Origin of the sequence: Pseudomonas sp. NFX71 (genome assembly GCF_048079215.1) — a bacterium.
Classification (GTDB): domain Bacteria; phylum Pseudomonadota; class Gammaproteobacteria; order Pseudomonadales; family Pseudomonadaceae; genus Aquipseudomonas; species Aquipseudomonas fluorescens_B.
Map to the genome: position 1 here is coordinate 1,990,127 of NZ_CP182230.1, position 24,444 is coordinate 2,014,570.

The window sequence follows — 24,444 nt, forward strand, 5'->3', positions numbered from 1 at the left end:
ATGCGCACACTAAATCGCCTGTTGCTGGCTGGCTTGTTTGCAATCGCACCATTGGCCGTCATGGCGGCGGACGATGCGCCATCGCCGGAACCGGATGTGACCATCCGCACCGAAGGGGACAAAACGATCCAGGAGTACCGCCAAAATGGTTTCCTGTACGCGATCAAGGTCACTCCGAAGGTCGGAAAGCCTTATTTTCTGGTACGCGCGGACGGGTCGGATGCGAACTTCATCCGCTCGGATCAGCCGGATATGCTGATTCCGTCGTGGAAGATTTTTGAATGGAAGTAGGTTCTTAATTTCAATCGGCGCTGGCTCAATCAGCGGCGCCCGTACTGGCAGCTAAAACATGTCTGTGTTCACCCCGCTGGCTCGGCCCGAGCTGGAAACCTTTCTCGCCCCATACGGGCTCGGCCGCCTGCTTGATTTCCAAGGGATTGCCGCCGGTAGCGAAAACACCAATTTCTTTATCAGTCTGGAACAGGGCGAATTTGTCCTGACCCTGGTTGAGCGCGGTCCGGTTCAGGAAATGCCGTTCTTCATTGAACTGCTGGACGTGTTGCATGAGGCCGACCTTCCGGTGCCTTATGCCTTGCGCACCACCGATGGCGTCGCCTTGCGCGAACTGGCCGGTAAACCTGCGCTATTGCAGCCGCGCCTGCCCGGCAAGCACATCAAGATTGCCAACGCACAGCATTGCGCCCAAGTGGGCGAATTGCTCGCGCACCTGCATCTGGCAACCCAGGCCAACATGATCAAGCGCAAGACCGATCGTGGGCTGGACTGGATGCAGGAAGAGGGCACGCAGTTGTTGTCGCACCTGAATGCCGAGCAGAGTGATTTGCTGCAGCGGGCGCTGGATGAGATCACTCAACAGAAAGAGAAGATCCTGGCGTTGCCCCGGGCCAACATCCACGCAGACCTGTTCCGCGACAACGCGATGTTCGAAGGCACGCACCTGACGGGATTGATCGACTTTTACAATGCTTGCTCGGGGCCGATGCTCTACGACGTGGCGATTGCGCTGAATGACTGGTGTTCGGATGACGACGGGTTGATCGATGGGCCGCGAGCTCGGGCGTTGCTTGGAGCATATGCGGCGTTGCGGCCATTCACCGCTGCCGAGGCGGAGTTGTGGCCAACCATGCTGCGGGTGGCGTGCGTGCGGTTCTGGTTGTCGCGGTTGATTGCCGCAGAGTCTTTCGCCGGGCAGGACGTGTTGATTCACGATCCGATGGAATTTCAGCAGCGGTTGGCACAGCGGCAGAAGGTCAGCACGCCGCTACCTTTCGCCCTCTGAATTGTGACGAGGGAGCTTGCTCCCGCTGGCGTGCAGCAGGCCCATCTTGGGGCCGCTTCGCTGCCCGGCGGAAGCAAGCGCCCTCGCCGCAGGGTATCGCAGTGTTACAGCGACTCCAGACACCCCGCCAAATCATTCCCCAATTTCTCCAGCACCTGCTCATAACCTTGAGCAGTTGCCGGCGTGTATCCGCCCAGCGCATCCAGTTCCGCCAGTTTCACCGGCAGGCCAGCCACCAGTGTTTCCGCCAGGCGCGGACGCAATGGCGGTTCACTGAACACACAGGTCTTGCCCACTTCCTGCAACCGCGTGCGCATTGCCGACACATGCTGGGCACCCGGCTGGACTTCGGCGGCGACGCTGAACACACCCGTGTGCTTCAGGCTGTAAGCGTCTTCGAAGTAGTCGAAGGCTTCATGGAACACAAAGTACGGCTTGCCCGCGATACCCGCCAGCCGCGCCTTCAAGCGGAGGTCCAGCGCATCCAGGCGCTCATCGAACGCCTTGAGATTGCTTTGATAACGCGCCGCATTGGCCGGATCGGCAGCACTTAAATCAGCGGCCATTTTCGTCGCGATCACCCGAGCATTGACCGGCGACAGCCACAGGTGCGCATCCAGGCTGCCCGGACGGTGATCGTGATCATGCTCATCGGCTTCTTCGGCGTGGGAGTGACTGTCCTCGGCGAAGCGACGCAATTTCAGACCCGGCAGATCCTGCACGGCCACGCTCGGCAACGTACGACCATTCAGCACGCGAGGCAGGAAACCTTCCATGGACGGACCGATCCAGTAAACCAGATCCACCGATTGAACCTTCCGTACGTCGGAAGGGCGCAAGGCATAGTTATGTGGGGAGGCCCCCGGCGGAAGCAGTACCTCCGGGATCGCCACGCCGTCCTGCACCGCAGCGGCAATCAGCTGTAGCGGCTTGATGCTGGTGAGGACCTTGACGTCGGCTTGAGCAGAACCAATCAACAGAAAACTGGCGACAAATGCGACAAAGATAGAAAAAAGTCGGGACACGATGACCACTCGAAGAGGCGAGAACGGGTAACATAATAACGTCTCTCACAAAACTCGTCGCCGCTCATGCCTAAAACACCGATTGCCAGCCGTCCCCATGACCACTCTCATTGCGTTCACAGCGCACTGTCTGAGGCGGATGCCCTGTGCGCACGTCAAGGCCTGCGCCTGACCGCCTTGCGCCGGCGGGTGCTGGAACTGGTGTGGCAAAGCCACAAGCCGCTGGGTGCCTACGACATTCTTGCCGTGCTCAGCGAACAGGATGGCCGCCGCGCCGCGCCACCGACCGTGTACCGCGCGCTGGATTTCCTGCTGGAAAACGGTCTGGTGCACCGCATCTCCTCGCTGAACGCCTTCGTCGGCTGCAATCACCCGGAACACGCCCACCAGGGCCAGTTCCTGATCTGCCGTGAATGCCACGCCGCCATCGAACTTGAGCAGAAGTCCATCAGCGACGCGATCATCGGCAGCGCCAGGGATGTCGGATTCGTCGTTGAAAGCCAGACCGTTGAAGTGGTCGGCGTCTGTTCGGGTTGCCAGGGGGCTTGATGAGCAACGCGCTGATCCGCCTTGAGCAGGTTGCCGTCACCTTTGCCGGGCAAAACGTGCTGGATAACATCGAACTGAGCGTCGAACCGGGGCAGATCGTTACCCTGATCGGTCCCAACGGTGCAGGCAAAACCACCCTCGTGCGGGCGGTGCTCGGCTTGTTGAAGCCGGACAGCGGCAGTGTGTGGCGCAAGCCGAAACTGCGGGTCGGTTACATGCCGCAAAAACTTCATGTCGATCCGACGCTCCCGTTGTCGGTGCTGCGCTTCTTGCGGCTGGTGCCCGGTGTGGATCGCACGCGTGCGTTGGCGGCACTCAAGGAAGTGGGCGCCGAACAGGTGATCGACAGCCCGGTGCAAAGCGTTTCCGGTGGTGAAATGCAGCGCGTGCTGCTGGCCCGGGCGCTGTTGCGCGAGCCTGAATTGCTAGTGCTGGATGAGCCGGTGCAGGGCGTCGACGTAGCGGGGCAGGCCGAGTTGTACAGCCTGATCACCCGTCTGCGTGATCGTCACGGTTGCGGCGTGTTGATGGTTTCCCACGATTTGCATCTGGTCATGAGCACCACCGATCAAGTGGTCTGCCTCAACCGTCATGTCTGCTGTTCCGGTCATCCCGAGCAGGTCAGCGGCGATCCGGCTTTCGTCGAGTTGTTCGGAAAGAACGCACAAAGCCTGGCGATTTATCACCACCATCACGACCACGCCCATGATCTGCATGGTTCGGTGGTCACCACGGCCCCGACGGCCCAACCCCACGTTCATGGAGATAGCTGCAAGCATGGCTGATTTTCTGCTCTACGCCCTGCTTGCAGGCCTGGCCCTGGCGCTGGTGGCGGGTCCGTTGGGATCTTTCGTGGTCTGGCGGCGCATGGCTTATTTTGGCGACACCCTGTCTCACGCAGCCTTGCTCGGCGTGGCGTTGGGCTTTCTGCTGGATGTCAGCCCGACGGTAGCCGTTACCGTCGGCTGTTTGTTGTTGGCGGTGTTGCTGGTGACCTTGCAACAGCGTCAGCCACTGGCATCCGACACGCTTTTGGGAATTCTCGCACCGAGCACGCTCTCTTTGGGCTTGGTGGTACTAAGCTTCATGCACGAAGTGCGGATCGACCTGATGGCCTATCTGTTCGGCGACTTGCTGGCGATAAGCCCGACCGATCTGGCGTGGATTCTCGGCGGTAGCGCGGCCGTTCTGGCCCTGCTGGTGACGCTGTGGAGGCCTTTGCTGGCGATCACGGTGCATGAAGAGCTGGCCAGGGTGGAAGGTTTGCCGGTGCCGGCGCTGCGCCTGACCCTGATGTTGCTGATCGCCGTGGTGATCGCGGTGGCGATGAAAATCGTCGGTGTGTTGTTGATTACATCGCTGTTGATCATCCCTGCGGCTGCGGCACAACGTCACGCCCGGTCGCCGGAACAGATGGCACTGGGGGCGAGTCTGCTGGGTATGCTCGCGGTGTGTGGCGGGTTGGCATTGTCATGGTTCAAGGATACCCCGGCAGGCCCATCGATCGTGGTGACGGCCGCCGCGCTGTTTCTGCTGAGTTTTGTCCTGCCCCGTCGAGGGGTGTAGACTTGCTCGTTTTTTGCGCAAATAGAGAGTCGCAGGAATGAAGCTGTTAGCCTCCCGTTATCTGCTCCTTGTTGCATTTTCGCTGCTACTGGGCGCCTGTCAAAGCACGCCACCAGCGGCCACCGAGGTCACTGATGCGCAGGCCACGGCCATCGCACAGCTCGAGCAAAGCCTCGCCAGCAGCGAGCTGGCCACTGCTGAAGATCAACTGGCTGCCTTGCAGGCCGGGTCGCCAAACGACCCATCGCTTGTGCAGTACCAACGGCAACTTGCCGAAGCCTATCTGCAACGCAGCCAGATCGTGCTGCAAAAAGGCGATGTGAATGCTGCTGCCACCGCCCTGAGCCGGGCACGGGCACTGATGCCCAAGGCGCCGGCGCTGACCGGTGGGGTCAACAACGCGATCGTCAATGCGCGCAAGGCAGAGCTCGATAGAGCTGAAGCGGCGCTGCTGGCTGCCGAGGCTAAACCGCAGGCGAAGGTGATTGATCCGACCGCTGAAAGCACCACGGTAGCGCTGAATCTCACCGATATGGGCAAACTTCGTCGGCAACTGGATGCGATCGCGGCCGATGTAGTGAATTACCAGTGCGACGTGAGCATACAGGCGCCGCGCACGCAGGATTATCCTTGGTTGGCGACGTTGTTGACCAAGCGGGTGAAGAAGCTGGACTCGAATTTCGATCTGAATCTGCAGAAGCAGATCGTGCGCAACATTCCGGCGCAGATTGTCTTGAGTCCGCGTAAACCTTAAAAGCATCGCGAGCAGGCTCGCTCCCACAGTGGATTGAGGTGACCCTATATTTGTGGTGAACCCATAACCCTGTGGCAGCGAGCCTGCTCGCGATAGCGTCCTTGCTATTGACTCACAACCTAAGCCGGAATCGCCTTGGCCTTAGGTTCCCGATCCCAAACCCGATGCTGCCCGATCGCCGCGAAAAACGCTTTGATCAACTTCGCGTCCGTCCCCACGATCAACCCCGCATCAACTTCCAGTTTCAACATATCCAGCAGTTGCTTGGCCTCGCCTTGCAGCGCGATCGCCTTTAAATGCTTGTACGCCTCCAGCACGTAATGCAACGCCACGCCATCACCGCTCAACGCTTTGATGGATGCCGCGCCACCTGGCACAAAGACCGCATCGAAGGCGATGGATGGCATGCCTTCCATGGAGGCATCCACCGGCAGCGACTTGCCATCGGCCGTTGTCACCGGGGCGGACGTCGGGCCGAGCAACTTGGCGTGCGCGCCTTCAGCTTTCAGCGCTTTCTTCATGGCATCGATTGCAACGCCATCGACACCGTTGGCCGCCAGAATCGCGACTTTTCGGGTTTTGATATCGCCGGGCAACAAATTGGCCTGGCTCAGGGCGGGTGAACGGTCCAGGGATATTTTCGGTACATCGACCGTCCCGGCCTTCGGTGCCGGCAAGCCAAGGTTCTGCGCCACACGCTTGGCCAGTTCCAGGTCGATGTTGGCAAGGATCTCATTCACTTCGCGCGCACGGATAAATTCCCGCTCAACCTTGCCCAGCTCAAAGCTGTAGGCCGCAATGATGTGTTCCTGCTCGTGTTTGCTCATGCTGTGAAAGAACAGTCGCGCTTGAGAAAAGTGATCGCTGAACGACTCGCTGCGCTGGCGGATCTTGTTGGCATCGATGCGCTCTGGATACGTCTCGAAACCACCATCCTGCGCGGCGGGCGGTGTTTCCTTCGGCCAGCCACCGTCGATGGAATTCGGCTCGTAGGACGCGCGACCCTTGTCGATGGTGGTGCGGTGCATCGCATCCCGTTGGCCATTATGGAAGGGGGCGACCGGACGGTTGATCGGAATCTCGTGAAAATTCGGCCCGCCGAGTCGGCTGATTTGCGTATCGGTGTAGGAAAACAACCGACCTTGCAGCAACGGATCGTTGGAGAAATCGATCCCCGGCACGATGTGCCCCGGGCAGAAAGCGACCTGCTCGGTTTCGGCGAAAAAGTTGTCCGGGTTACGGTTGAGCACCATTTTGCCCAGTGGGGTGATGGGTACGATTTCCTCGGGAATGATTTTGGTCGGGTCGAGAATGTCGAAATCGAAGGCATGTTCGTTTTCCTCCTCGACGACCTGTACGCCCAATTCCCATTCCGGGTAATCGCCCATCTCGATTGATTCCCAGAGATCGCGGCGGTGGTAGTCGGTGTCTTTACCGGCGAGCTTCTGGGCTTCATCCCAGACCAGCGAGCAGGTCCCGGCGGAAGGGCGCCAGTGGAATTTGACGAAGCGTGATTTGCCCTCGGCGTTGATCAGCCGGAATGTGTGCACGCCAAAGCCCTGCATGCTGCGCAGGCTTTTCGGGATCGCCCGGTCGGACATTGCCCACATCACCATGTGCGCTGATTCCGGAACCAGCGAGACAAAGTCCCAGAAGGTGTCGTGCGCCGAACCTCCCGTAGGAATCTCGTTGTGTGGCTCCGGTTTTACCGCGTGAACGAAGTCAGGAAACTTGATCGCGTCCTGTATGAAAAACACCGGCATGTTGTTCCCCACCAAGTCGAAGTTGCCTTCGTCGGTGAAGAACTTCACGGCAAAACCGCGTACATCGCGCACGGTATCGCCTGACCCGCGCGGGCCTTGCACCGTGGAAAATCGTACGAAGACCGGGGTTTTCTTACCCGGGTCCTGTAAGAAACCGGCCTTGGTCAGTACGGAATGGTTTTCATAGGTCTGGAAAAAACCATGAGCCCCAGTGCCCCGGGCATGGACGATGCGCTCCGGGATCCGTTCATGGTCAAAGTGCGTGATCTTTTCACGCATGATGAAATCTTCCAGCAACGACGGCCCGCGGGCGCCGACTTTCAACGTGTTCTGATTGTCCGAAACCTTCACGCCCTGGTTAGTGCGCAGGGCCTGTTCGGTGGCGTCGGAGCGAAATTTTTCCAGGCTGTCGAGCTTGGCATTGGTGTTGCCGCGGTCCAGTGTGTCGGTCCCGGCCATTGCGCTTTTAGGTGCGGCAGGCTTTTTAGTACTCATCAGTCGTTAACTCCTCGTTGCGATTCCTGCCGTAGCCAGGACTCTTATGTATTCCCCAGGCACGGCACCGGGGGGCGTTTTCGAGTTGCCTTATTAGTGACTGATGGGGTTTTTAGCCGTTCCTTTTTTATGACCTTTGATCGCGTTATTGCCAAATGAAAGGTTGAATGCGGAATAAATGCTAATAACCTCTATACGGACAGGCTAAAATGCGCGCCCGGCTAACCGCTGATCCTTTTCTAACGCGCCCCACAAGGTTCGCTACGTGATCGAGTTTCAAAACGTCCATAAAACCTACCGCGTCGCCGGTAAGGATATTCCCGCCCTGCACCCGACCAGTCTGACGATTGAAAACGGTCAGGTCTTCGGCCTGATCGGTCATTCCGGTGCGGGAAAAAGTACTCTGCTGCGTCTGATCAATCGCCTGGAGAACTCCAGTGGCGGCAAGATCATCGTCGACGGCGAAGAAGTCACGGCGCTCGACGCCAACAGCCTGCGACGTTTTCGTCAGCAGGTCGGGATGATTTTCCAGCACTTCAACCTGCTGGCGTCCAAGACCGTTGCCGACAACGTCGCGTTGCCGCTGACCCTTGCGGGCGAATTGTCGCGTAGCGAGATCGACCAGCGTGTGGCCGAGTTGCTGGCGCGGGTTGGCTTGTCCGACCACGCCAAAAAGTACCCGGCGCAGTTGTCCGGCGGCCAAAAGCAGCGCGTCGGGATTGCTCGTGCGCTGGCGACCAAGCCGAAAATCCTGCTGTGCGATGAAGCCACCAGCGCCCTGGACCCGCAGACCACAGCGTCGGTCCTGCAATTGCTGGCCGAGATCAACCGCGAGCTGAAGCTGACCATCGTCCTGATCACCCACGAGATGGATGTGATCCGTCGCGTCTGTGACCAGGTTGCGGTCATGGATGCGGGTGTGATCGTCGAGCAAGGTTCGGTGGCCGAGGTGTTCCTGCATCCCAAGCACCCGACTACCAAGCGTTTCGTGCAGGAAGACGAGCAGATCGACGAAAGCGAACAGCGCGACGATTTTGCTCACGTGCCAGGCCGTATCGTGCGCCTGACCTTCCAGGGCGAAGCGACCTACGCGCCATTGCTGGGGACTGTCGCTCGGGAAACGGGCGTGGACTACAGCATCCTGGCCGGTCGTATCGACCGCATCAAAGACATCCCCTACGGGCAATTGACCCTGGCGGTCACCGGCGGCGACATGGAGGCGGCGTTTGCCCGCTTCACCGCGGCTGATGTCCACATGGAGGTGCTGCGCTGATGGAAGCCCTGACAAGTTTCTTCGCCAATATCGACTGGTTCGAAATCTGGCTGGCCACTGGCGATACCCTGCTGATGCTCGGCGGTTCGCTGTTGTTCACCGTGCTGCTGGGCCTTCCGCTAGGCGTGCTGTTGTTCCTTTGCAGCCCGCGTCAGTTGCTGGAAGCCAAAGGCGTATACGCAATGTTGTCGCTGGTGGTGAACATTCTGCGCTCGCTGCCCTTCATCATTTTGCTGATCGTGATGATTCCGTTCACCGTGTTGATCACCGGCACTTCGCTAGGTGTTGCCGGTGCAATTCCTCCGCTGGTGGTGGGTGCCACGCCGTTCTTCGCACGACTGGTGGAAACCGCCCTGCGTGAGGTGGATCGCGGCATCATCGAAGCGACACAGGCCATGGGCGCGACGACACGTCAGATCATCACCAATGCCTTGCTGCCAGAAGCCCGCCCGGGCATCTTCGCGGCGATTACGGTGACAGCTATTACACTGGTGTCGTACACGGCGATGGCCGGCGTGGTGGGTGCGGGTGGTCTGGGTGACCTGGCGATCCGTTTTGGCTACCAGCGTTTCCAGACCGATGTGATGGTCGTCACCGTGGTATTGCTGCTGGTTCTGGTTCAAGTGTTGCAAACCGTTGGCGATAAGCTGGTCGTACACTTCTCGCGTAAATAAGTCATGAGCCGGCCATTCGCTGGCAGGCGCCATGCGCCTCACAAGGAGTTTGCTGAATGAAAAAACTACTCGTCGCGTTCGCTGCTGTTGCAGCTTTTTCCGCCCACGCCGGCACCCTGACCGTTGCGGCCTCCCCGGTCCCGCACGCAGAAATCCTCGAATTCGTGAAACCGGCCCTGGCCAAGGAAGGCGTGGACCTGAAAGTCAAAGTCTTCACCGACTACATCCAGCCGAACGTGCAAGTGGCCGAGAAACGCCTGGATGCCAACTTCTTCCAGCACCAGCCGTACCTCGATGAGTTCAACAAGGCCAAGGGCACCAACCTGATTTCCGTGGCCGGTGTGCACCTGGAACCCTTGGGCGCTTATTCGAGCAAGTACAAAGCGCTGACCGAACTGCCGGGCGGCGCCAACGTAGTGATCCCTAACGACGCCACCAACGGCGGCCGCGCGCTGTTGCTGCTGGCGAAGGCTGGCCTGATCAAGTTGAAGGATTCGAACAACATCCTGTCGACCGTCAAGGACATCACCGAGAACACCAAGGACCTGAAATTCCGCGAACTGGAAGCCGCGACCCTCCCGCGCGTACTGACCCAGGTCGACCTGGCGCTGATCAACACCAACTACGCGCTGGAAGCCAAGCTTGATCCGGCCAAGGATGCGCTGGTTATCGAAGGCAGCGACTCGCCGTACGTGAACATCCTCGTTGCCCGTCCGGACGACAAGGACAGCGAAGACATGAAGAAGCTGGTTGCCGCGCTGCACAGCCCGGAAGCGAAAGCCTTCATTCTCGAGAAGTACAAAGGCGCGGTAGTGCCGGCGTTCTGATCTGAAGCTGTAACGAAAAATGGGGCGCATTCAAATGCGCCCCATTTTTTTTATGCCTGAAACACGGACCCTGCAGGAGCCGGGTGTTATTTGCGGTTAAGCATCACCGGCAACTGCGCCACCAACTTGGCGTTGTTCAACGGCGCCCGGATGAACCCGCGCTGCGTCCCGTCCGGCCCGATCACCGCCAGGTTGCCGCTGTGATCAACCGTGTAATTCGGCTTGCTGGTGTCCGCCGGAATGAACGGAATGCTCACCGCGTTGGCCAGCTTCTGAATGTCCTCGACCGAGGCCGCCGTCAGCCCTTGAAACTGCGGGTCGAAGTAACCCAGGTATTGCTTGAGCTGCTTGGGTGTATCGCGGTTCGGATCGACGCTTACCAGGATGATCTGCAATTTATCCACAGCCTCCGGCGGCAATTCGCTCTTGATCTGGCGCAGCTGGGCGAGGGTGGTCGGGCAGATGTCCGGGCAGAAGGTATAGCCGAAGAACAGCAACGACCACTTGTCTTTCAACGCATTGACCGCCACCGGTTTGCCGTCCTGATCGGTCATCGTCACGTCCGGCAGGTTGCGGCTTTGCGGCAACAGGATAATTCCGGCGTCGATCAGTGCCGTAGGGTCACCCTGGCCTTTGCCGGACAGCACTTTGTTGATGGTCAGGCCCAGGACCAGCGCGATCAGGGCGACAAGGATGAAGACGGTTTTCTGGGTTCGAGTCATAGGTTCAACAGTAGGTAGTGGTCTACGAGCAGCGCGATAAACAGCAGGAACAAGTACCAGATAGAGTACTTGAACGTGCTGATCGCCGCGTGCGGCCGAGTGCCACGGTACAGCACGACGGCCCATTGCAGGAACCTCGCGCCAAGCCCGACGGCGCAAATCAGGTAGAGGACGCCGCTCATGTGAATCACGTACGGCATCAGGCTGACGGCCAGCAACGCGAAGGTATAAAGCAGGATATGAATTTTCGTGTAGTGCTCGCCATGGGTCACCGGCAGCATCGGAATATCGGCCTTGGCGTATTCCTCTTTGCGATGGATCGCCAGCGCCCAGAAGTGCGGCGGGGTCCAGGCGAAGATGATCAGCACCAGCAGCAGCGGTTCGGCACTGACGTGACCGGTGGCTGCGGTCCAGCCGAGCAGCGGCGGGGCGGCACCGGCCAGGCCGCCGATGACGATGTTCTGTGGCGTCGCGCGTTTGAGGAAACCGGTATAGACCACGGCGTAACCGAGCAGGGAAGCCAGGGTCAGCCACGCCGTCAGTGGATTGGTGAACGCCAGCAACAACGCCTGACCGAGCACCGCCAGCACCAATGCAAATGTCAGCGCAGCCTTCGGTGACACCCGGCCTTCGGCCAAGGGCCGTTTGTGTGTGCGCGCCATCACCGCATCGATCCGCCGGTCCACCACATGATTGACCGCCGCCGCCCCGCCGGCACACAACGCGATCCCCAGATTGCCGAACACCAGCACCGTCCATGGCACCCCGGCGCGGGTCGCGAGGAACATGCCGACCAGCGAGGTGATGAGCATCAGCACCACCACTTTCGGCTTGGTCAGCTCCAGGTAGTCACGCCAGATCGCCTGGCTGTGACGTGCGCCGATCAGAGTCGCCATGGCATCTCTCCTTTTATTGTTATGGGCCCGGCCGAGTGTTTGCGCGGGCTGAAGCGCCAGCGCGTCGGTTGTTTGACCCGAACCAGGCTGGTCCGGGCGTGGTAATTGACCAGCACCATTGTCAGCAACAGCGCTGCGCCGCCGGCGTTATGCGCGACAGCCACCGGCAGCGGCAGGTGAAACAACACGTTGCTGATGCCGAGGGTGATCTGTGCGGCGAGAGCAATCAGCACCAGTCCCGCCAGGCGTGTCATGCCGACGACTTTCAGTTGCCACGCCAGACCGAACAGCACCAGCGTCACCAACAGCGCGCCAATGCGGTGAGTCAGGTGAATCGCCGTGCGCGCATCGCTGTCGAGCTGCCCGCCCAGGTAATTGGGGCCGATGTGTTGGGTCAGATGAAAGCCGTTGGCGAAATCAGCGGGCGGCAGCCATTGCCCGTGACAGGTCGGAAAGTCGATGCAAGCCACCGCCGCGTAGTTGGAACTGACCCAGCCACCGAGGGCGATTTGCAGGATCACCAACAGCAACCCGGCCGTCGCCCAGTACTGCAAACGCCGCGGCACCGTCAGCGCCGGCAGTACGCCGGACAGGCGCAAGGTCAGCAGAAACAACAGGCTCAACGTTGCGAAACCCCCGAGCAAATGCCCGGTCACCACTTGTGGCCAAAGCTTGAGCGTTACCGTCCACATGCCGAACGCCGCTTGGGCGATTACCACCGCCAACAGGAACAATGGCAGCTTCACCGGTTGCGCTGGATGCCGACGATGCACCCAGGCGCGCCCGGCCAGTACCAAAATCAGCAACCCCAGTGTGCCGGCAAAGTAGCGGTGGACCATTTCGTTCCAGCCCTTGTGCGCCTCGACCGGGGCATCGGGAAAATGCAGTTCGGCATGAGCCAGTTGGGCTTCGCTTTTCGGCACGCTGATAAAGCCGTAGCAGCCCGGCCAGTCCGGGCAACCGAGGCCGGCGTGGGTCAGGCGGGTGTAGGCACCGAGCAACACCACGATCAGTGCCAGCAAGGTGGCAAACAGCGCGAGGCGAAATCCAGGTTTGGCCATGACGATGCCCTTATCCGATGTTCGACAGTTTCAGCAAATGGCGCAGGTCATTGAGCAAGTCCTTGCCTTTCACGGTTGGGTCGTAGCGCAGCACCAGATTGCCGTGCGGGTCGATGATCCACAGCTGCGGCACGGTTTGATCGCCAGTGGTCTTGCTGAACGTGGTCAGGTCCATGGGATAACGCTGCAGCTGCGGGTATTCGCGGGTCAGCTTGGCGTCGTAGTCGCTGTTCAGCGGTTGCGCGGCGGCCAGGGCGTGACTGGCGCGCCCGGCATCACGGCCAAGGCCGATCTGGACTTGTCGCGCCAGATACACCAACTGCTGGCAATCAACCGAACACTCCTTGGGCGCGGTGACCAGCAATTGCCAGCGGTCCTCCTGCGCCTGCACGCCAAGGTTGGCGCGGGTCTGGCCGTTGCCGATCAGCTCGCCGTGATAGCTGCGACCTTCCGGCACCCAGAACTGCAACTTGTACATGCCGGTGGCGAGGATCATCGGACCGATCACCCCAAGCAGGATCAGCAGCAACTGCAAGCGACCCTTGCGCCGGTTCGCCGGCGTTTTCGCCTCAGACATGCTGGGTGGATTCATGGCCGCTCCCATGGTGTTTCTCCTTTGCGTTGTGCCAACCGAGATAGACGTAGAGGCCGAGCAGGGCGATCGACATGGCGAACCACTGCACGGCATAAGCGATGTGTTTTTCCGGCCCCATGGCCACTACCGGCCAATCGGCCTGGTAGGACGCGGGGCCGGTTTCTGCGCGTAATTCGTAGGCGAACCCGTCACGGTCCAGCGCCGCCCAGAGCTTGGAAGGTTCGACTGCGGTGACTAATCGAGGCCAGGTGGTGGTGCTCGGATCGGCCTGCAATTGAAAGGTCGCGCCGGGCGAGACGTAGACCCAGGCATCCAGGCTCAAGGCCTGAGTCGGCGTGGTGAATTGCGGCGGTGCGCGCCGGTCCGGCCACGGCAGCCAGCCGCGATTGACCAGCAGCCACAGTCCGGTCGCCTGCTCCTGAAACGGTTGCAGCAGCTCAACGCCGACTTTGCCGTCGCGCTGGCGGTTATCCAGCAACAGGCTGTGCGCCGCATCGAACTGGCCGTGCAGGCGAACCCGGCGAAACGCCGGATCTTCGGTGTGTTGCAGCTCGGTGCTGGCCATCGGCGCGGCGGCACGGCGCTCGGCATAGGTGTGCAGCAACGCGCTTTTCTCCGCGCCCCGGCTCAGTTGCCAGAAGCCGAGCGAGACCAGCAGCGGCAGCAGGAGCGCGACCACCAGCGTCGGTACGATGCCCGGCCGAAAGCGCTTCATGGCTTCGCCAGAAAGTCGGTAGTCGCGATAGCTATACTCAAGTGCATCGCCTTTCCCCCGGAGTCCCACCATGCTCAAAGCAGCCATCGTCCTGATGCTGATTGCCACGGTTGTCAGCCTGTTCAGCGGCCTGTTTTTTCTGGTCAAGGACGACAGCAGCTCGAACCGCCTCGTCATTGCCTTGAGTGTTCGTGTTGCCCTGGCCGCCATCACCGTCGGCTTGATCGCCTGGGGTTTTTTCAGCGGCCAGCTGGTGTCGCATGTGCCCTGGTAAGCCTCAGAGCACGTAGACGAAAACGAACAGTCCGATCCACACCACGTCCACGAAGTGCCAGTACCAACTCGCCGCCTCGAAGCCGAACTGGTGCTCGTTATCGAAATGCCCACGCATGACCCGCATCAGCATCACGAAGAGAATGATGGTGCCGATAGTGACGTGAGCGCCGTGGAAACCGGTGAGCATGAAGAACGTCGCGCCGTAGATGCCCGAACCCAGGGTCAGGCCCAGTTCGTGGTAGGCATGCAGGTACTCTTCGGCCTGAAAACCGAGGAACGCGCAGCCCAGCAACACGGTGATCGCCAGCCAGATTTTCAATGCGCCGCGGTGGCCTTTTTTCAAGGCGTGGTGGGCTATGGTCACGGTGACGCTGGAGCTCACCAATAGAATGGTATTGATCAGCGGCAAGCCCCAGGGACTGATAACTTCCTTCGGCGGCGGAAACAGTTTGGAATCAGGGTTGTTCAGCAATGGCCAGACGAATTCGAAGTTCGGCCAGAGCATATGTGCGATGCCTTTGGGACCTTCACCGCCGAGGGCCGGACCGGAAACGTGGCGCACGTAAAACAGCGCACCGAAGAACGCGATAAAGAACATCACCTCCGAGAAAATGAACCAGCTCATGCCCCAGCGGAACGAGCGGTCCATCTGCGCGCTGTACAAGCCGCCGCGACTTTCCTTGATGACCGTGCCGAACCAGCCGAACAGCATGTACGCCAGCAGCAGGCCGCCGACGAAAAAAATCAGCGGGCCGTGGGATTCCGGCCGCGCCGCTTTCAGATCGTTGAACCAGGTGGCCAGGCCGAACACGGTGACGAACATCCCGACCGTGGCGATGATTGGCCATTTGCTCTGGGCCGGAACGTAATAATGTTCATGAGTTGCCATTTATTGTTCTCCTTATCGGGCACGCTCAGCCGCCAGTATTTACAGCCACCGGTGGATGTCGGGCGGTGATATCGAACAGCGTGTAGGACAGCGTCAGGTGCTTCACATCCTTGGGCATGTCACGGTCAACGATGAAACGTACCGGCATCTCGATCCGTTGACCGGGCTGCAGCACTTGCTGGGTAAAGCAGAAACATTCGGTCTTGTGGAAATACGCCGCCGCGGCGCTCGGCGCGATGCTCGGCACCGCTTGCGCGCTCATCGGCTTGTCAGTGGGGTTGTGCGCGATGAAGATCATCTCGTTCACCGCCCCCGGGTTGGCCGTCAGCTCGTCGCTCTTGGGGTAGAAATCCCAGGACATGTCAGCCGAGTTGGTCGACAGGAACTGCACGCGGACCTGCCGCGAGGTATCGACGGTTTGTTCGCCCTCATACTGGCCGCCAGTCTTGCCATTGATGCCGAATGCCTTGCACATCACGTCGTAGATCGGCACCAGGGCAAACCCGAAAATAAACATCGCCACCACCACCAGCAGCAGGCGGGTTACCAGCTTCTTCATCGAAATCGAGTCAGCCATGGGTTCCAGCCTCTACGCATGACCCGATAGGAGTGGGCCTTTGTGGCGAGGGAGCTTGCTCCCGCTGGGTCGCGAAGCGGCCCCAAAAGTTTTGCGACTGCTTCGCAGCCGAACGGGAGCAAGCTCCCTCGCCACACAAGCCCGCTCCTACAGGGGCGAAGGTGTTCATTTCACTTCCGGCGGCGTAGTGAAGGTGTGATACGGCGCCGGTGACGGGATGCTCCACTCCAGGCCTTCCGCGCCATCCCACGGTTTGGCCGGTGCTGGCGGGCCGCCGCGGATGGTCTTGATCACGATGAACAGGAAGAAGATCTGCGTGGCACCGAACATGAACGCGCCGATCGACGACACCATGTTGAAGTCGGCGAATTGCAGGTTGTAGTCCGGAATCCGCCGCGGCATGCCCGCCAGCCCCACGAAGTGCATCGGGAAGAACGCCATGTTCATGCCGATGAACGAGAGCCAGAAGTGCAGCTTGCCGAGGGTTTCGTCGTACATGTGGCCGGTCCATTTCGGCAGCCAGTAGTAGGCCGACGCGAAAATCCCGAAGATTGCCCCTGGCACCAGCACATAGTGGAAATGCGCGACCACGAAGTAGGTGTCCTGGTACTGGAAGTCTGCCGGGGCGATGGCCAGCATCAACCCTGAGAACCCGCCAATGGAAAACAGGATCACGAACGCCACCGCGAACAGCATCGGCGTCTCGAAGGTCAGCGAGCCTTGCCACATGGTGCTCGCCCAGTTGAACACCTTCACTCCGGTGGGCACCGCGATCAGCAGCGTGGCGTACATGAAGAACAGCTCGCCCACCAGCGGAATGCCGACCACGAACATGTGGTGCGCCCAGACGATGAACGACAGGAACGCGATACTGGCCGTGGCATAAACCATCGAGGTGTAGCCAAACAGCGGCTTGCGCGAAAAGGCCGGAATGATCGAGCTGACGGCACCGAAGGCCGGCAGGATCATGATGTACACCTCAGGGTGACCGAAGAACCAGAACACGTGCTGGAACAACACCGGATCACCGCCACCGGCGGCACTGAAGAAACTGGTGCCGAAGTGAATGTCCATCAGCATCATCGTCACGCAACCGGCCAGCACCGGCATCACCGCAATCAGCAGGAATGCGGTGATCAGCCAGGTCCAGACGAACAACGGCATTTTCATCAGCGTCATGCCGGGGGCGCGCAAGTTGAGGATGGTCGCGATCACGTTGATCGCGCCCATGATCGAACTGATCCCCATCAAGTGGATGGCGAAGATGAAGAACGTCACGCTTTCCGGCGCGTAGGTCGTCGAAAGCGGGGCGTAGAACGTCCAGCCGAAGTTCGGCCCGCCACCGGGGGTGAACAGGGTCGACACCAGCAGGATGAACGCCGCCGGCAGCAGCCAGAAGCTGAAGTTGTTCATCCGCGGCAGGGCCATGTCCGGTGCGCCGATCATCAGCGGGATCATCCAGTTGGCGAGGCCGACGAACGCCGGCATTACCGCACCGAACACCATCACCAGACCGTGCATGGTGGTCATCTGATTGAAGAATTCCGGCTGGACGATCTGTAACCCCGGCTGGAACAGTTCGGCGCGAATCACCATCGCGAACGTACCGCCCAAGAGGAACATGGAGAACGCAAACCACAGGTACAGCGTGCCGATATCCTTGTGGTTGGTGGTCAGCACCCAGCGCATCAGACCTTTGGCAGGGCCGTGGGCGTGATCGGTAGCATGACCATGATCATCAATGACGGCGCTCATGGCGTGTCTCCTGCAAACAGATGGGCTGGGCAGGCCGGGGCGCACTGCCCCGACCGGTTCCTTGGTTGCGCAATAGGCCGGGTCATTGGCTTTCCGCCTGTTTCAGCTCCAGCACTTCTTTAGGAGTGACCATGTCGCCTTTGTTGTTGCCCCAGGCGTTACGTTCGTAGGTCACGACCGCCGCGATATCGACTTCCGAGAGCTGCTTGCCGAACGCCGCCATGGCGGTGCCAGGCTTGCCGTGGAAGACGATGCCCAAGTGATCCTTGATCGGGCCGGTGGCGATTTTCGAGCCCTTGAGTGCCGGGAACATCGGCGGCAAGCCTTGGCCTTCGGCCTGGTGACAGGCCACGCAAGTGGTGTGATAAACCTTGTCGCCACGCTCTTTAAGCTCGTCGAGGGTCCATTCCTTGCTGGTCAGCTCTTTGAGCTGCATGGCCTCGGCCTTGCGCTCGCCCAGCCATTTTTCGTAATCGGCCTTGTCCTTGACCTCGACCACGATCGGCATGAAACCGTGGTCCTTGCCGCACAACTCGGCGCACTGCCCGCGGTAGATGCCAGGTTTGTCGATGCGGGTCCAGGCTTCATTGACGAACCCCGGAATCGCATCGCGCTTGACCGCGAATGCCGGCACCCACCAGGAGTGGATAACGTCGGCGGAGGTCACCAGGAAGCGCACCTTGGCGCCAATCGGCAGCACCAGTGGCTTGTCGACCTCCAGCAGGTAGTGCTCGCCCTTGGTTTCCTTGTTGTGAATCTGGTCGGCGGGCGTGGCCAGGTTGCTGAAGAACTCGACGTCCTGGCCCAGGTATTTGTAATGCCACTTCCACTGATAACCGGTGACCTGGATATCGATATCCGGCTCACTGGCGTCGTACATCTTGATCAGGGTCGCCGTGGCAGGAACCGCCATGGCCACCAGGATCACGAAGGGCACGATGGTCCAGAGGATTTCGACGGTGGTGCTTTCATGAAATTTTGCGGCCACCTGCCCGGTCGAGCGACGGTGGAGGATCATCGACCAGAACATGGCGCCGAAGACGATGATGCCGATCACTACACAGATCCAGAAAATGGTCATGTGCAGGTCAAATACTGCGTGACTGATTTCAGTCGCTCCCGGCGCCATATTCACAGTCCAGGCGGCGTGCGCCTGACCGAAAATCGACCACAACAGGAGGCCCATCCAGACGTGTGGATGTCGCATCATTGCGGGTTCCCCTTATCGTTCTTGTTATCCCGCCGGCTTTCACCTGCGGCAAGGGAGCGGCATTTCAGACTACGAACTTGAATCGCCGGGCCTTGCTGCGTGTGCAGTCGGGCGTCATCAGCTAACTCCATTCCCACCCGAGTATAGACAGCGACTGCCACCTCGCAACGTGACGGCGTAAATGATCTGAAACAGCTGGGACTTGCGTTCAAGGTCCCGAATGGAGAAGGATGCAGACGAGTGGTGGCAAATGGATATAACTGTGATGTCTCAAGGATGAAACAATTATGACAAATGCGTCTTAGCCTTTTTCGTATGCAAGCTAAGTTATGTCTTCCCTATTTCATTGCCTTTGTTTCCTGGAGTTTTCATGAACACCGCCGCATTGCGCGAGCAGATCCAAAAAGCCCAACAACACGAGGCCGAGACCGGCCTGTTGACGCGTCAACTGGAAAGCAAACTGCCTCATCTACACCCAACGATCCAATTGCCGGAGGCGGATGCCAACGGCGTGTTGACGCGTTTTGTCGCCGCCTACATCGATGAAGTTCCTGATCTGCTGGATGCAGCCAATGAAGTCGCCAGGGAAGCGGGTATCGAGTCACAGATCAAACCGGTGCTGAAAATTGCCGAGCAGTACTTCCTTCAGCCGCCGACCATCATGGCGGGTCACATCGGGCTCGACAGCCTGCTGGACGAAGCCTATCTGGCGCATCGGTTTGTCGAAGAGGTCAACGACCTGTACATCAAGCACTTTGGCCAGCCACTGATCCCATTGGACATGACTGTCGCCAACCTGATTGCTCACCAACTGATCGGTGAGGAATTTGCCAACCAACTGGATGAGGCGGTGCATCACGCCGTGGACGAGATGCTCAACGATGAAAGCTTTGCGCTGGAGTCGGTGGAAGCCTATCGCGAGAAACTCAGCAGCCCCGATACCGGCGCTGCGTGGAAGCGCTGGCCGTGCATGTCACGCCGGTTGGGCGTAGGGCTGGAGCTGGATCAGCCCGCCGCCTGATCCAACTGAAAAACCAAACCCCTGTGGGAGCGGGCTTGCTCGCGAAGTCGGTGGGTCATTCAACATTAATGTCGACTGACTCACCGCCTTCGCGAGCAACCCCGCTCCCACATTGTCTATGTTCAGGCCGTAGAACCTACTCCGGTGGTAGTCCGCAACCGCCCTTCAAGCCTGCGCTTCAACCCTCGCGCTTCAATCAATAGCGTCGAACCCTTGGCCGCATTGGCCCGACCCCATTCTTCAAGCAACTCCAGGCACGAGTGATCGATATAGCTCAGGTTATTGAGCGGCACATGCACCGTTGCACCGGCGGGAATGGTCCCCAGCACCTGAGTCAACGCCGGCACCTTGAGAAAGGTCGCAGCCCCGATCAAGCGCAACTCCATTTCACCGTCCTTGGGCAGATCGATCAGGCTGATCTTCAACCGCGAGGCTTTCCACGCCAGCTTGGCCAGGGTCAGGCCGAAGCCGATCAGTACGCCGGTCAACAAGTCGGTGAAGACAATCGCCAGCGCTGTCGCGGCGTAGGTGAACATCGGCATCCGGCCATAACGGCCCAGACTGCGGAAGGCCTTGAGGTCGACCAGTTTGAAACCGGTGTAAACCAGCACACCCGCCAAACTTGCCACCGGAATGCTCTGCAGCACGCTGGACAGCAGCAACACGAAAGCCAGCAGCCATAGGCCATGGAATATCGTCGACAGTCGTGTGGTGGCGCCAGCCTGCACATTGGCCGAGCTGCGCACGATCACGCCGGTCATGGGCAACGCACCGAGCAGGCCGCAGAGCATGTTGCCGACGCCTTGCGCCGAGAGTTCCCGGTCGAAGTCCGAGCGTTGACCGCTGTGCATGCGGTCTACCGCAGCGGCAGACAGCAGGGTTTCGGCACTGGCGATGAAGGCGACAGCGAAGGCCGCGATCAGCAAGGTCGGATCAGCAAGATTGAGCAAGTCCGCCGGTTTCAGCCAGTCGATGGCTTCCGCCAGATTAGCCGGGACCTCCACGCGTTTGACCTGCAAGGCGAGCATCAGGCTGGCGACAGTCGCCAGGCCTACACCCAGGAGCGCTCCCGGAATGAAGCGCAGGGAATGCGGGCGCAATTTTTCCCACAGGTACATCACTGCTATGGTTGCGAGCCCGAGCAGGCCGGCCTGCCAACCAAAAGAAGGCAAGGCTTGCGCCACGGCAGCCGGAAAGGCCGCCAGGTTATCCAGCCCCGACGGTTTGGGCACGGCGTCGAGCATCACATGCACCTGTGACAATACGATCAGCACGCCAATCCCGGCGAGCATGCCGTAAACCACCGCCGGCGCTGTTACCCGAAACCAGCAGCCCAGTTTCAAACGTCCGGCCACCAATTGCAGAAACCCCGCCAGCAGCAGAATCGGCCCGAGCATGGCGATGCCGTGCTGGCGCACCAGTTCGAACACCAGAACAGCCAGACCCGCCGCCGGACCGCTGACTTGCAGGGGCGACCCCGCGAGCCAACCCACGACCAGACCACCGATGATGCCGGTGATCAGGCCTTTGGCCGGCGGTAATCCCGAAGCGATGGCAATGCCCATGCACAAGGGCAGGGCGACCAGAAACACAACCACTGAAGCGAGCAGCTCCCGTGGCAGAACAGCTTTGAGTTGCGCAGCACGCATGGTGATTCTCCCGAAGATTTCTTCAGGCATGGCGTGGCCTGGCCGCTGAAACAGCGGCCAGGGTCAAACCACACAGATTTTTAGGAAGATTTAGAAGCGCGCTTTGGGCGTCGCCACCGGAATCGGATGGCTGCCATCGAGCGGCAGGAAACGCCCCTGATCGGCGTCATAAGCTTTGATTGCGCTGGTTTCGATGTCATAGACCCAGCCATGGATGAACAGATGACCGTTCGCCATGCGCGAGGCTACCGAGGGATGAGTACGCAGGTGCTGCAGTTGGGCGATGACATTCTCTTCGGTGAGGATGTGCATTGTTTCGTTTTCGTCGGTGCAGTTGCAGTTGTCGTGCACCATGGATTTCGCGACTTCCGCATGCCGCAGCCAGGCTTTGACCGTGGGCATCTTTTCCAGGCTGTCGGGATTGAGCACTGCACGCATCGCGCCACAATCGGAGTGGCCGCAGATGATGATGTGTTGCACGCCCAGCGCCAGCACCGCGTACTCGATGGCGGTGGAAACACCACCGTTCATTTGGCCATAAGGCGGTACGACGTTGCCGACGTTGCGAGTCACGAACAGATCGCCAGGCGAACTGTGGGTGATCAGTTCGGGCACGATGCGCGAGTCGGCGCAGGTAATGAACATCGCCCTTGGCTGTTGGGCGGTGGCGAGTTTTTTGAAGAGCTCTTCCTGCTGCGGAAAGATCTCATGATGAAAATGCAAAAAACCATCAACGATATGCTTCAACGCTGCATCGGCGGTTTCCGCCTCGGGTTGGGCTGAAGCCGACGCAGCCAACGGCTGTTTATCCTTGTCACTCATGAATTCATCCTCATTGGCGGAGTCAGGGAATTTTCCCGTTTTGTCCGGTGTGAAGCCAGTGGCTGTTTAAAAAACATCCAGGTCGGAAATCTCGACCCGTCAGTCACTCGATGAACAAGGTAGCTGCCGAAACTTAACTCAAACTGAATCAACTGCTCTAGAACGTGCGTTACAGGTTACAAAAAATGTGACCAGGCTAATTATGTCGCACGTTTCCTACTACTCAACCATAGGCCAATTGTCCTCAAATCAACGACATCTGGCGACCCGGCGGACAAAAGGCGTCGCAATCCAGATTGAAACCTTCCCGTCGATTGAGCCCCAGGCGTTTGATGGTTTTGGCAAAGCGCTGCGCCAACAGATCGGCAAACGGACCTTCGCCACGCATTCGGGTGCCGAACCGACTGTCATACAGTTCACCGCCGCGGCTCTGGCGAATCAGACTCAACACATGGGCTGCTCTTTGAGGATAGTGGGCCGCCAGCCATTCCTCGAACAACGGTGCCACTTCCAGCGGCAGGCGCAACATCATGTAGGCCGCACTTTGTGCTCCGGCCGCCTGCGCCTCGGTCAGCAGGCTTTCGAGCTCGCTGTCGTTGATCATTGGAATCATCGGTGAACACAGAACGCCCACCGGAATCCCGGCCTCGCGCATTACGCGGATCGCCCGCAGACGGGCCTTGGGCGCAGCGGCGCGGGGTTCGAGGATGCGTTTGAGTTCATCGTCCAGGGTGGTCAGGCTGATCATCACCGCTACCAGCCGTTGTTCGGCGAGTTCAGCCAGCAGGTCCAGGTCGCGCAGAATCAGCGAGCCCTTGGTGATGATCGTCACCGGGTGACGGTAACGCAGCAGCACTTCCAGGGTTTTGCGGGTGATCTTGTGTTCCCGTTCGATGGGCTGGTATGGATCGGTGTTGGAGCCCAGGTTGATCGGTGCGCATTGATAGCCGCGTTTGGACAGTTGCTCTTCCAGCACATCGGCGGCATTGGTCTTGGCAATCAGTTTTGTTTCGAAATCCAGCCCCGGTGACATGTCCCAATAAGCGTGGCTGGGTCGTGCATAGCAATAGATGCAGCCGTGCTCGCAACCGCGATAGGGATTGATCGAACGATCGAAGGGCAGGTCCGGCGAGTTGTTGCGGGTAATGATGGTTTTCGCGGTCTCGATGCGCACCTCGGTGCCCTGGGTCATCGGCGCTTCCTGATACCAGCCATCGTCCTCCGCCACTGAGCGGTTCGGGGCGAAGCGGTTGTGCGGGTTGGTGGCGGTGCCGCGTCCGCGGGGAGGCAAGGGAGTGCTCATCGATCAATACTCTTTGCTGTATGTGCATACAGTATCGAAGGACGAACGAGCCGGCCAGTGCCGTTCGGCACTCCGACAGGGCAGGAAACTTTTTGGCAATGAAGTTGACCGGCGAGTTCAACCTGGTGACATTCCGGGAAACATATGACGAATAGCTTGGAGACTAAATTAATAAGTAGTATCCGTCTCGCACGAAGTTTCGTGTCTTAATTAATTAAATGGATTTCATTAATGTCGATTTTTAATCAGCGCGGTATCTTTTTACAACTTATGCAGCCAAGTGCTTCGGAACCAAACACGCTCGTTTCAATACAGCTTGCCCGTATGGAATTGGGTTTTGATGCCGAAAATGAAGTGCAGACCGAGGCCCTGGTGGATTCTGTCTACATGACTGCAACTTCAGTTGATGGCGGTCGTTCGTTCGATATCAAAAAAGTAAAAAGTGATGTGGACGGTGACGGCGATATCGACAGCGACGACAAGGAAAAACTGCTGGCTCTGGCCAAAGCTTATTCCAGTATCGTCAATCCGTAAGCCTGGTTACTCACTAAACCTGTGAGAGTGCCGCGCAGGTTTAGTTGTGAAGTGCGAGTTGAATCAGCCGTCGCAGGTATTGTTGGAAAGCACAAATTCAAAGGGAGCGGATTCACGATTCTTTGACAGGTGGCTCACGGACCTTTGACCGCTCGACGCTCATTGTGGCGTCGTCACCCCGCCTTCCAATACG

At 59.3% G+C, this 24,444-nt stretch carries 26 protein-coding genes; 12 read left to right on the plus strand and 14 right to left on the minus strand.

Going from position 1 to position 24,444, the window contains the following annotated elements; translation table 11 throughout:
- Together ACM1ZW_RS09205 and ACM1ZW_RS09210 are read left to right on the plus strand one after the other, a co-directional pair.
- The gene (locus ACM1ZW_RS09205; RefSeq protein WP_017341760.1) at positions 1-291 is read left to right on the plus strand and encodes a DUF2782 domain-containing protein; all 291 of its coding nucleotides are present in this window, start codon (positions 1-3) and stop codon (positions 289-291) included.
- Positions 292-349: 58 nt separating this feature from the next.
- On the plus strand, positions 350-1,300 hold the full coding sequence (locus ACM1ZW_RS09210) for a homoserine kinase (protein WP_017341761.1): 951 nt from the start codon (positions 350-352) through the stop codon (positions 1,298-1,300).
- Positions 1,301-1,404: 104 nt separating this feature from the next.
- On the opposite strand, the gene ACM1ZW_RS09215 is transcribed toward ACM1ZW_RS09210, so the two are convergent.
- Complete coding sequence (locus ACM1ZW_RS09215; RefSeq protein WP_416740435.1) at positions 1,405-2,325, minus strand: zinc ABC transporter substrate-binding protein; 921 nt, start codon at positions 2,323-2,325, stop codon at positions 1,405-1,407.
- A 66-nt stretch (positions 2,326-2,391) separates the two neighbouring features.
- Here ACM1ZW_RS09215 and zur point away from each other — a divergent pair, with 66 nt between their 5' ends.
- From zur to ACM1ZW_RS09235, 4 genes are read left to right on the plus strand one after another with little or no spacing between them, the layout of a single operon-like run.
- On the plus strand, positions 2,392-2,874 hold the full coding sequence (gene zur / locus ACM1ZW_RS09220) for a zinc uptake transcriptional repressor Zur (RefSeq protein WP_017341763.1): 483 nt from the start codon (positions 2,392-2,394) through the stop codon (positions 2,872-2,874).
- Positions 2,874-3,659 (plus strand): zinc ABC transporter ATP-binding protein ZnuC, encoded by a 786-nt coding sequence (gene znuC, locus ACM1ZW_RS09225; protein WP_017341764.1) that lies wholly within the window; start codon positions 2,874-2,876, stop codon positions 3,657-3,659. Before zur ends, znuC begins: the two co-directional genes overlap by 1 nt.
- Positions 3,652-4,440 carry a zinc ABC transporter permease subunit ZnuB gene (gene znuB / locus ACM1ZW_RS09230; RefSeq protein WP_017341765.1) on the plus strand — a complete coding sequence of 263 codons (789 nt, stop codon included), beginning with the start codon at positions 3,652-3,654 and terminating at the stop codon, positions 4,438-4,440. Before znuC ends, znuB begins: the two co-directional genes overlap by 8 nt.
- Positions 4,441-4,477: 37 nt before the next feature.
- Positions 4,478-5,194, plus strand: coding sequence for a PA5502 family lipoprotein (locus ACM1ZW_RS09235; protein WP_017341766.1), 717 nt, complete (start codon positions 4,478-4,480; stop codon positions 5,192-5,194).
- Positions 5,195-5,313: 119 nt separating this feature from the next.
- Here the strand turns inward: ACM1ZW_RS09235 and katE are convergent, their stop codons facing one another.
- Complete coding sequence (katE, locus tag ACM1ZW_RS09240; protein ID WP_416740436.1) at positions 5,314-7,452, minus strand: catalase HPII; 2,139 nt, start codon at positions 7,450-7,452, stop codon at positions 5,314-5,316.
- A gap of 265 nt (positions 7,453-7,717) precedes the next feature.
- On the opposite strand from katE, the gene ACM1ZW_RS09245 reads away from it, so the two are divergent.
- Genes ACM1ZW_RS09245 through ACM1ZW_RS09255 form a run of 3 tightly spaced genes read left to right on the plus strand, consistent with a single transcriptional unit; the run spans position 7,718 to position 10,226 of the window.
- A complete protein-coding gene (locus ACM1ZW_RS09245) occupies positions 7,718-8,725 on the plus strand; it encodes a methionine ABC transporter ATP-binding protein (RefSeq protein WP_017341768.1) in 1,008 nt (335 codons plus the stop codon).
- The gene (locus ACM1ZW_RS09250) at positions 8,725-9,399 is read left to right on the plus strand and encodes a methionine ABC transporter permease (protein WP_008002212.1); all 675 of its coding nucleotides are present in this window, start codon (positions 8,725-8,727) and stop codon (positions 9,397-9,399) included. Before ACM1ZW_RS09245 ends, ACM1ZW_RS09250 begins: the two co-directional genes overlap by 1 nt.
- A gap of 56 nt (positions 9,400-9,455) precedes the next feature.
- Positions 9,456-10,226: a MetQ/NlpA family ABC transporter substrate-binding protein gene (locus ACM1ZW_RS09255; RefSeq protein WP_416740437.1), complete on the plus strand. Its 771-nt coding sequence runs from the start codon at positions 9,456-9,458 to the stop codon at positions 10,224-10,226.
- An 86-nt stretch (positions 10,227-10,312) separates the two neighbouring features.
- Here the strand turns inward: ACM1ZW_RS09255 and ACM1ZW_RS09260 are convergent, their stop codons facing one another.
- The 5 genes from ACM1ZW_RS09260 to ACM1ZW_RS09280 are packed head-to-tail and all read right to left on the minus strand — an operon-like array spanning position 10,313 to position 14,215.
- Positions 10,313-10,948 carry an SCO family protein gene (locus tag ACM1ZW_RS09260; protein WP_017341770.1) on the minus strand — a complete coding sequence of 212 codons (636 nt, stop codon included), beginning with the start codon at positions 10,946-10,948 and terminating at the stop codon, positions 10,313-10,315.
- Positions 10,945-11,844 (minus strand): heme o synthase, encoded by a 900-nt coding sequence (gene cyoE, locus ACM1ZW_RS09265; RefSeq protein ID WP_017341771.1) that lies wholly within the window; start codon positions 11,842-11,844, stop codon positions 10,945-10,947. The genes ACM1ZW_RS09260 and cyoE overlap by 4 nt, the downstream gene beginning before the upstream one ends.
- Complete coding sequence (locus tag ACM1ZW_RS09270; protein ID WP_416740438.1) at positions 11,832-12,905, minus strand: COX15/CtaA family protein; 1,074 nt, start codon at positions 12,903-12,905, stop codon at positions 11,832-11,834. The genes cyoE and ACM1ZW_RS09270 overlap by 13 nt, the downstream gene beginning before the upstream one ends.
- Before the next feature lie 10 nt (positions 12,906-12,915).
- The gene (locus tag ACM1ZW_RS09275) at positions 12,916-13,509 is read right to left on the minus strand and encodes a hypothetical protein (protein ID WP_414884837.1); all 594 of its coding nucleotides are present in this window, start codon (positions 13,507-13,509) and stop codon (positions 12,916-12,918) included.
- Positions 13,475-14,215 carry an SURF1 family protein gene (locus ACM1ZW_RS09280; protein ID WP_414884838.1) on the minus strand — a complete coding sequence of 247 codons (741 nt, stop codon included), beginning with the start codon at positions 14,213-14,215 and terminating at the stop codon, positions 13,475-13,477. The genes ACM1ZW_RS09275 and ACM1ZW_RS09280 overlap by 35 nt, the downstream gene beginning before the upstream one ends.
- Positions 14,216-14,285: 70 nt before the next feature.
- On the opposite strand from ACM1ZW_RS09280, the gene ACM1ZW_RS09285 reads away from it, so the two are divergent.
- Positions 14,286-14,489: a twin transmembrane helix small protein gene (locus ACM1ZW_RS09285; protein WP_008152470.1), complete on the plus strand. Its 204-nt coding sequence runs from the start codon at positions 14,286-14,288 to the stop codon at positions 14,487-14,489.
- Between the two features lie 3 nt (positions 14,490-14,492).
- Here the strand turns inward: ACM1ZW_RS09285 and ACM1ZW_RS09290 are convergent, their stop codons facing one another.
- From ACM1ZW_RS09290 to coxB, 4 genes are all read right to left on the minus strand, one after another.
- Positions 14,493-15,380, minus strand: a complete 888-nt coding sequence (locus ACM1ZW_RS09290; RefSeq protein WP_017341775.1) for a cytochrome c oxidase subunit 3 — start codon at positions 15,378-15,380, stop codon at positions 14,493-14,495.
- Between the two features lie 25 nt (positions 15,381-15,405).
- The gene (locus ACM1ZW_RS09295; RefSeq protein ID WP_017341776.1) at positions 15,406-15,957 is read right to left on the minus strand and encodes a cytochrome c oxidase assembly protein; all 552 of its coding nucleotides are present in this window, start codon (positions 15,955-15,957) and stop codon (positions 15,406-15,408) included.
- Positions 15,958-16,122: 165 nt separating this feature from the next.
- Entirely contained in the window at positions 16,123-17,712 is a 1,590-nt protein-coding gene (gene ctaD / locus ACM1ZW_RS09300; protein ID WP_017341777.1) for a cytochrome c oxidase subunit I, read from the minus strand.
- 82 nt (positions 17,713-17,794) lie between these two features.
- A complete protein-coding gene (coxB, locus tag ACM1ZW_RS09305) occupies positions 17,795-18,922 on the minus strand; it encodes a cytochrome c oxidase subunit II (protein ID WP_416740439.1) in 1,128 nt (375 codons plus the stop codon).
- Positions 18,923-19,292: 370 nt separating this feature from the next.
- Between coxB and ACM1ZW_RS09310 the strand changes: the two genes are divergently transcribed.
- Complete coding sequence (locus tag ACM1ZW_RS09310) at positions 19,293-19,943, plus strand: hypothetical protein (RefSeq protein ID WP_017341779.1); 651 nt, start codon at positions 19,293-19,295, stop codon at positions 19,941-19,943.
- 122 nt (positions 19,944-20,065) lie between these two features.
- Here the strand turns inward: ACM1ZW_RS09310 and ACM1ZW_RS09315 are convergent, their stop codons facing one another.
- The 3 genes from ACM1ZW_RS09315 to ACM1ZW_RS09325 form a co-directional block, all read right to left on the minus strand.
- The gene (locus ACM1ZW_RS09315) at positions 20,066-21,592 is read right to left on the minus strand and encodes a SulP family inorganic anion transporter (RefSeq protein ID WP_414880280.1); all 1,527 of its coding nucleotides are present in this window, start codon (positions 21,590-21,592) and stop codon (positions 20,066-20,068) included.
- A gap of 90 nt (positions 21,593-21,682) precedes the next feature.
- A complete protein-coding gene (locus ACM1ZW_RS09320) occupies positions 21,683-22,414 on the minus strand; it encodes a carbonic anhydrase (protein WP_017341781.1) in 732 nt (243 codons plus the stop codon).
- A 244-nt stretch (positions 22,415-22,658) separates the two neighbouring features.
- Complete coding sequence (locus tag ACM1ZW_RS09325; RefSeq protein WP_017341782.1) at positions 22,659-23,717, minus strand: PA0069 family radical SAM protein; 1,059 nt, start codon at positions 23,715-23,717, stop codon at positions 22,659-22,661.
- Positions 23,718-23,948: 231 nt separating this feature from the next.
- On the opposite strand from ACM1ZW_RS09325, the gene ACM1ZW_RS09330 reads away from it, so the two are divergent.
- Positions 23,949-24,251, plus strand: coding sequence for a hypothetical protein (locus ACM1ZW_RS09330; protein ID WP_031319208.1), 303 nt, complete (start codon positions 23,949-23,951; stop codon positions 24,249-24,251).
- The last annotated feature ends 193 nt before the right edge of the window (positions 24,252-24,444 follow it).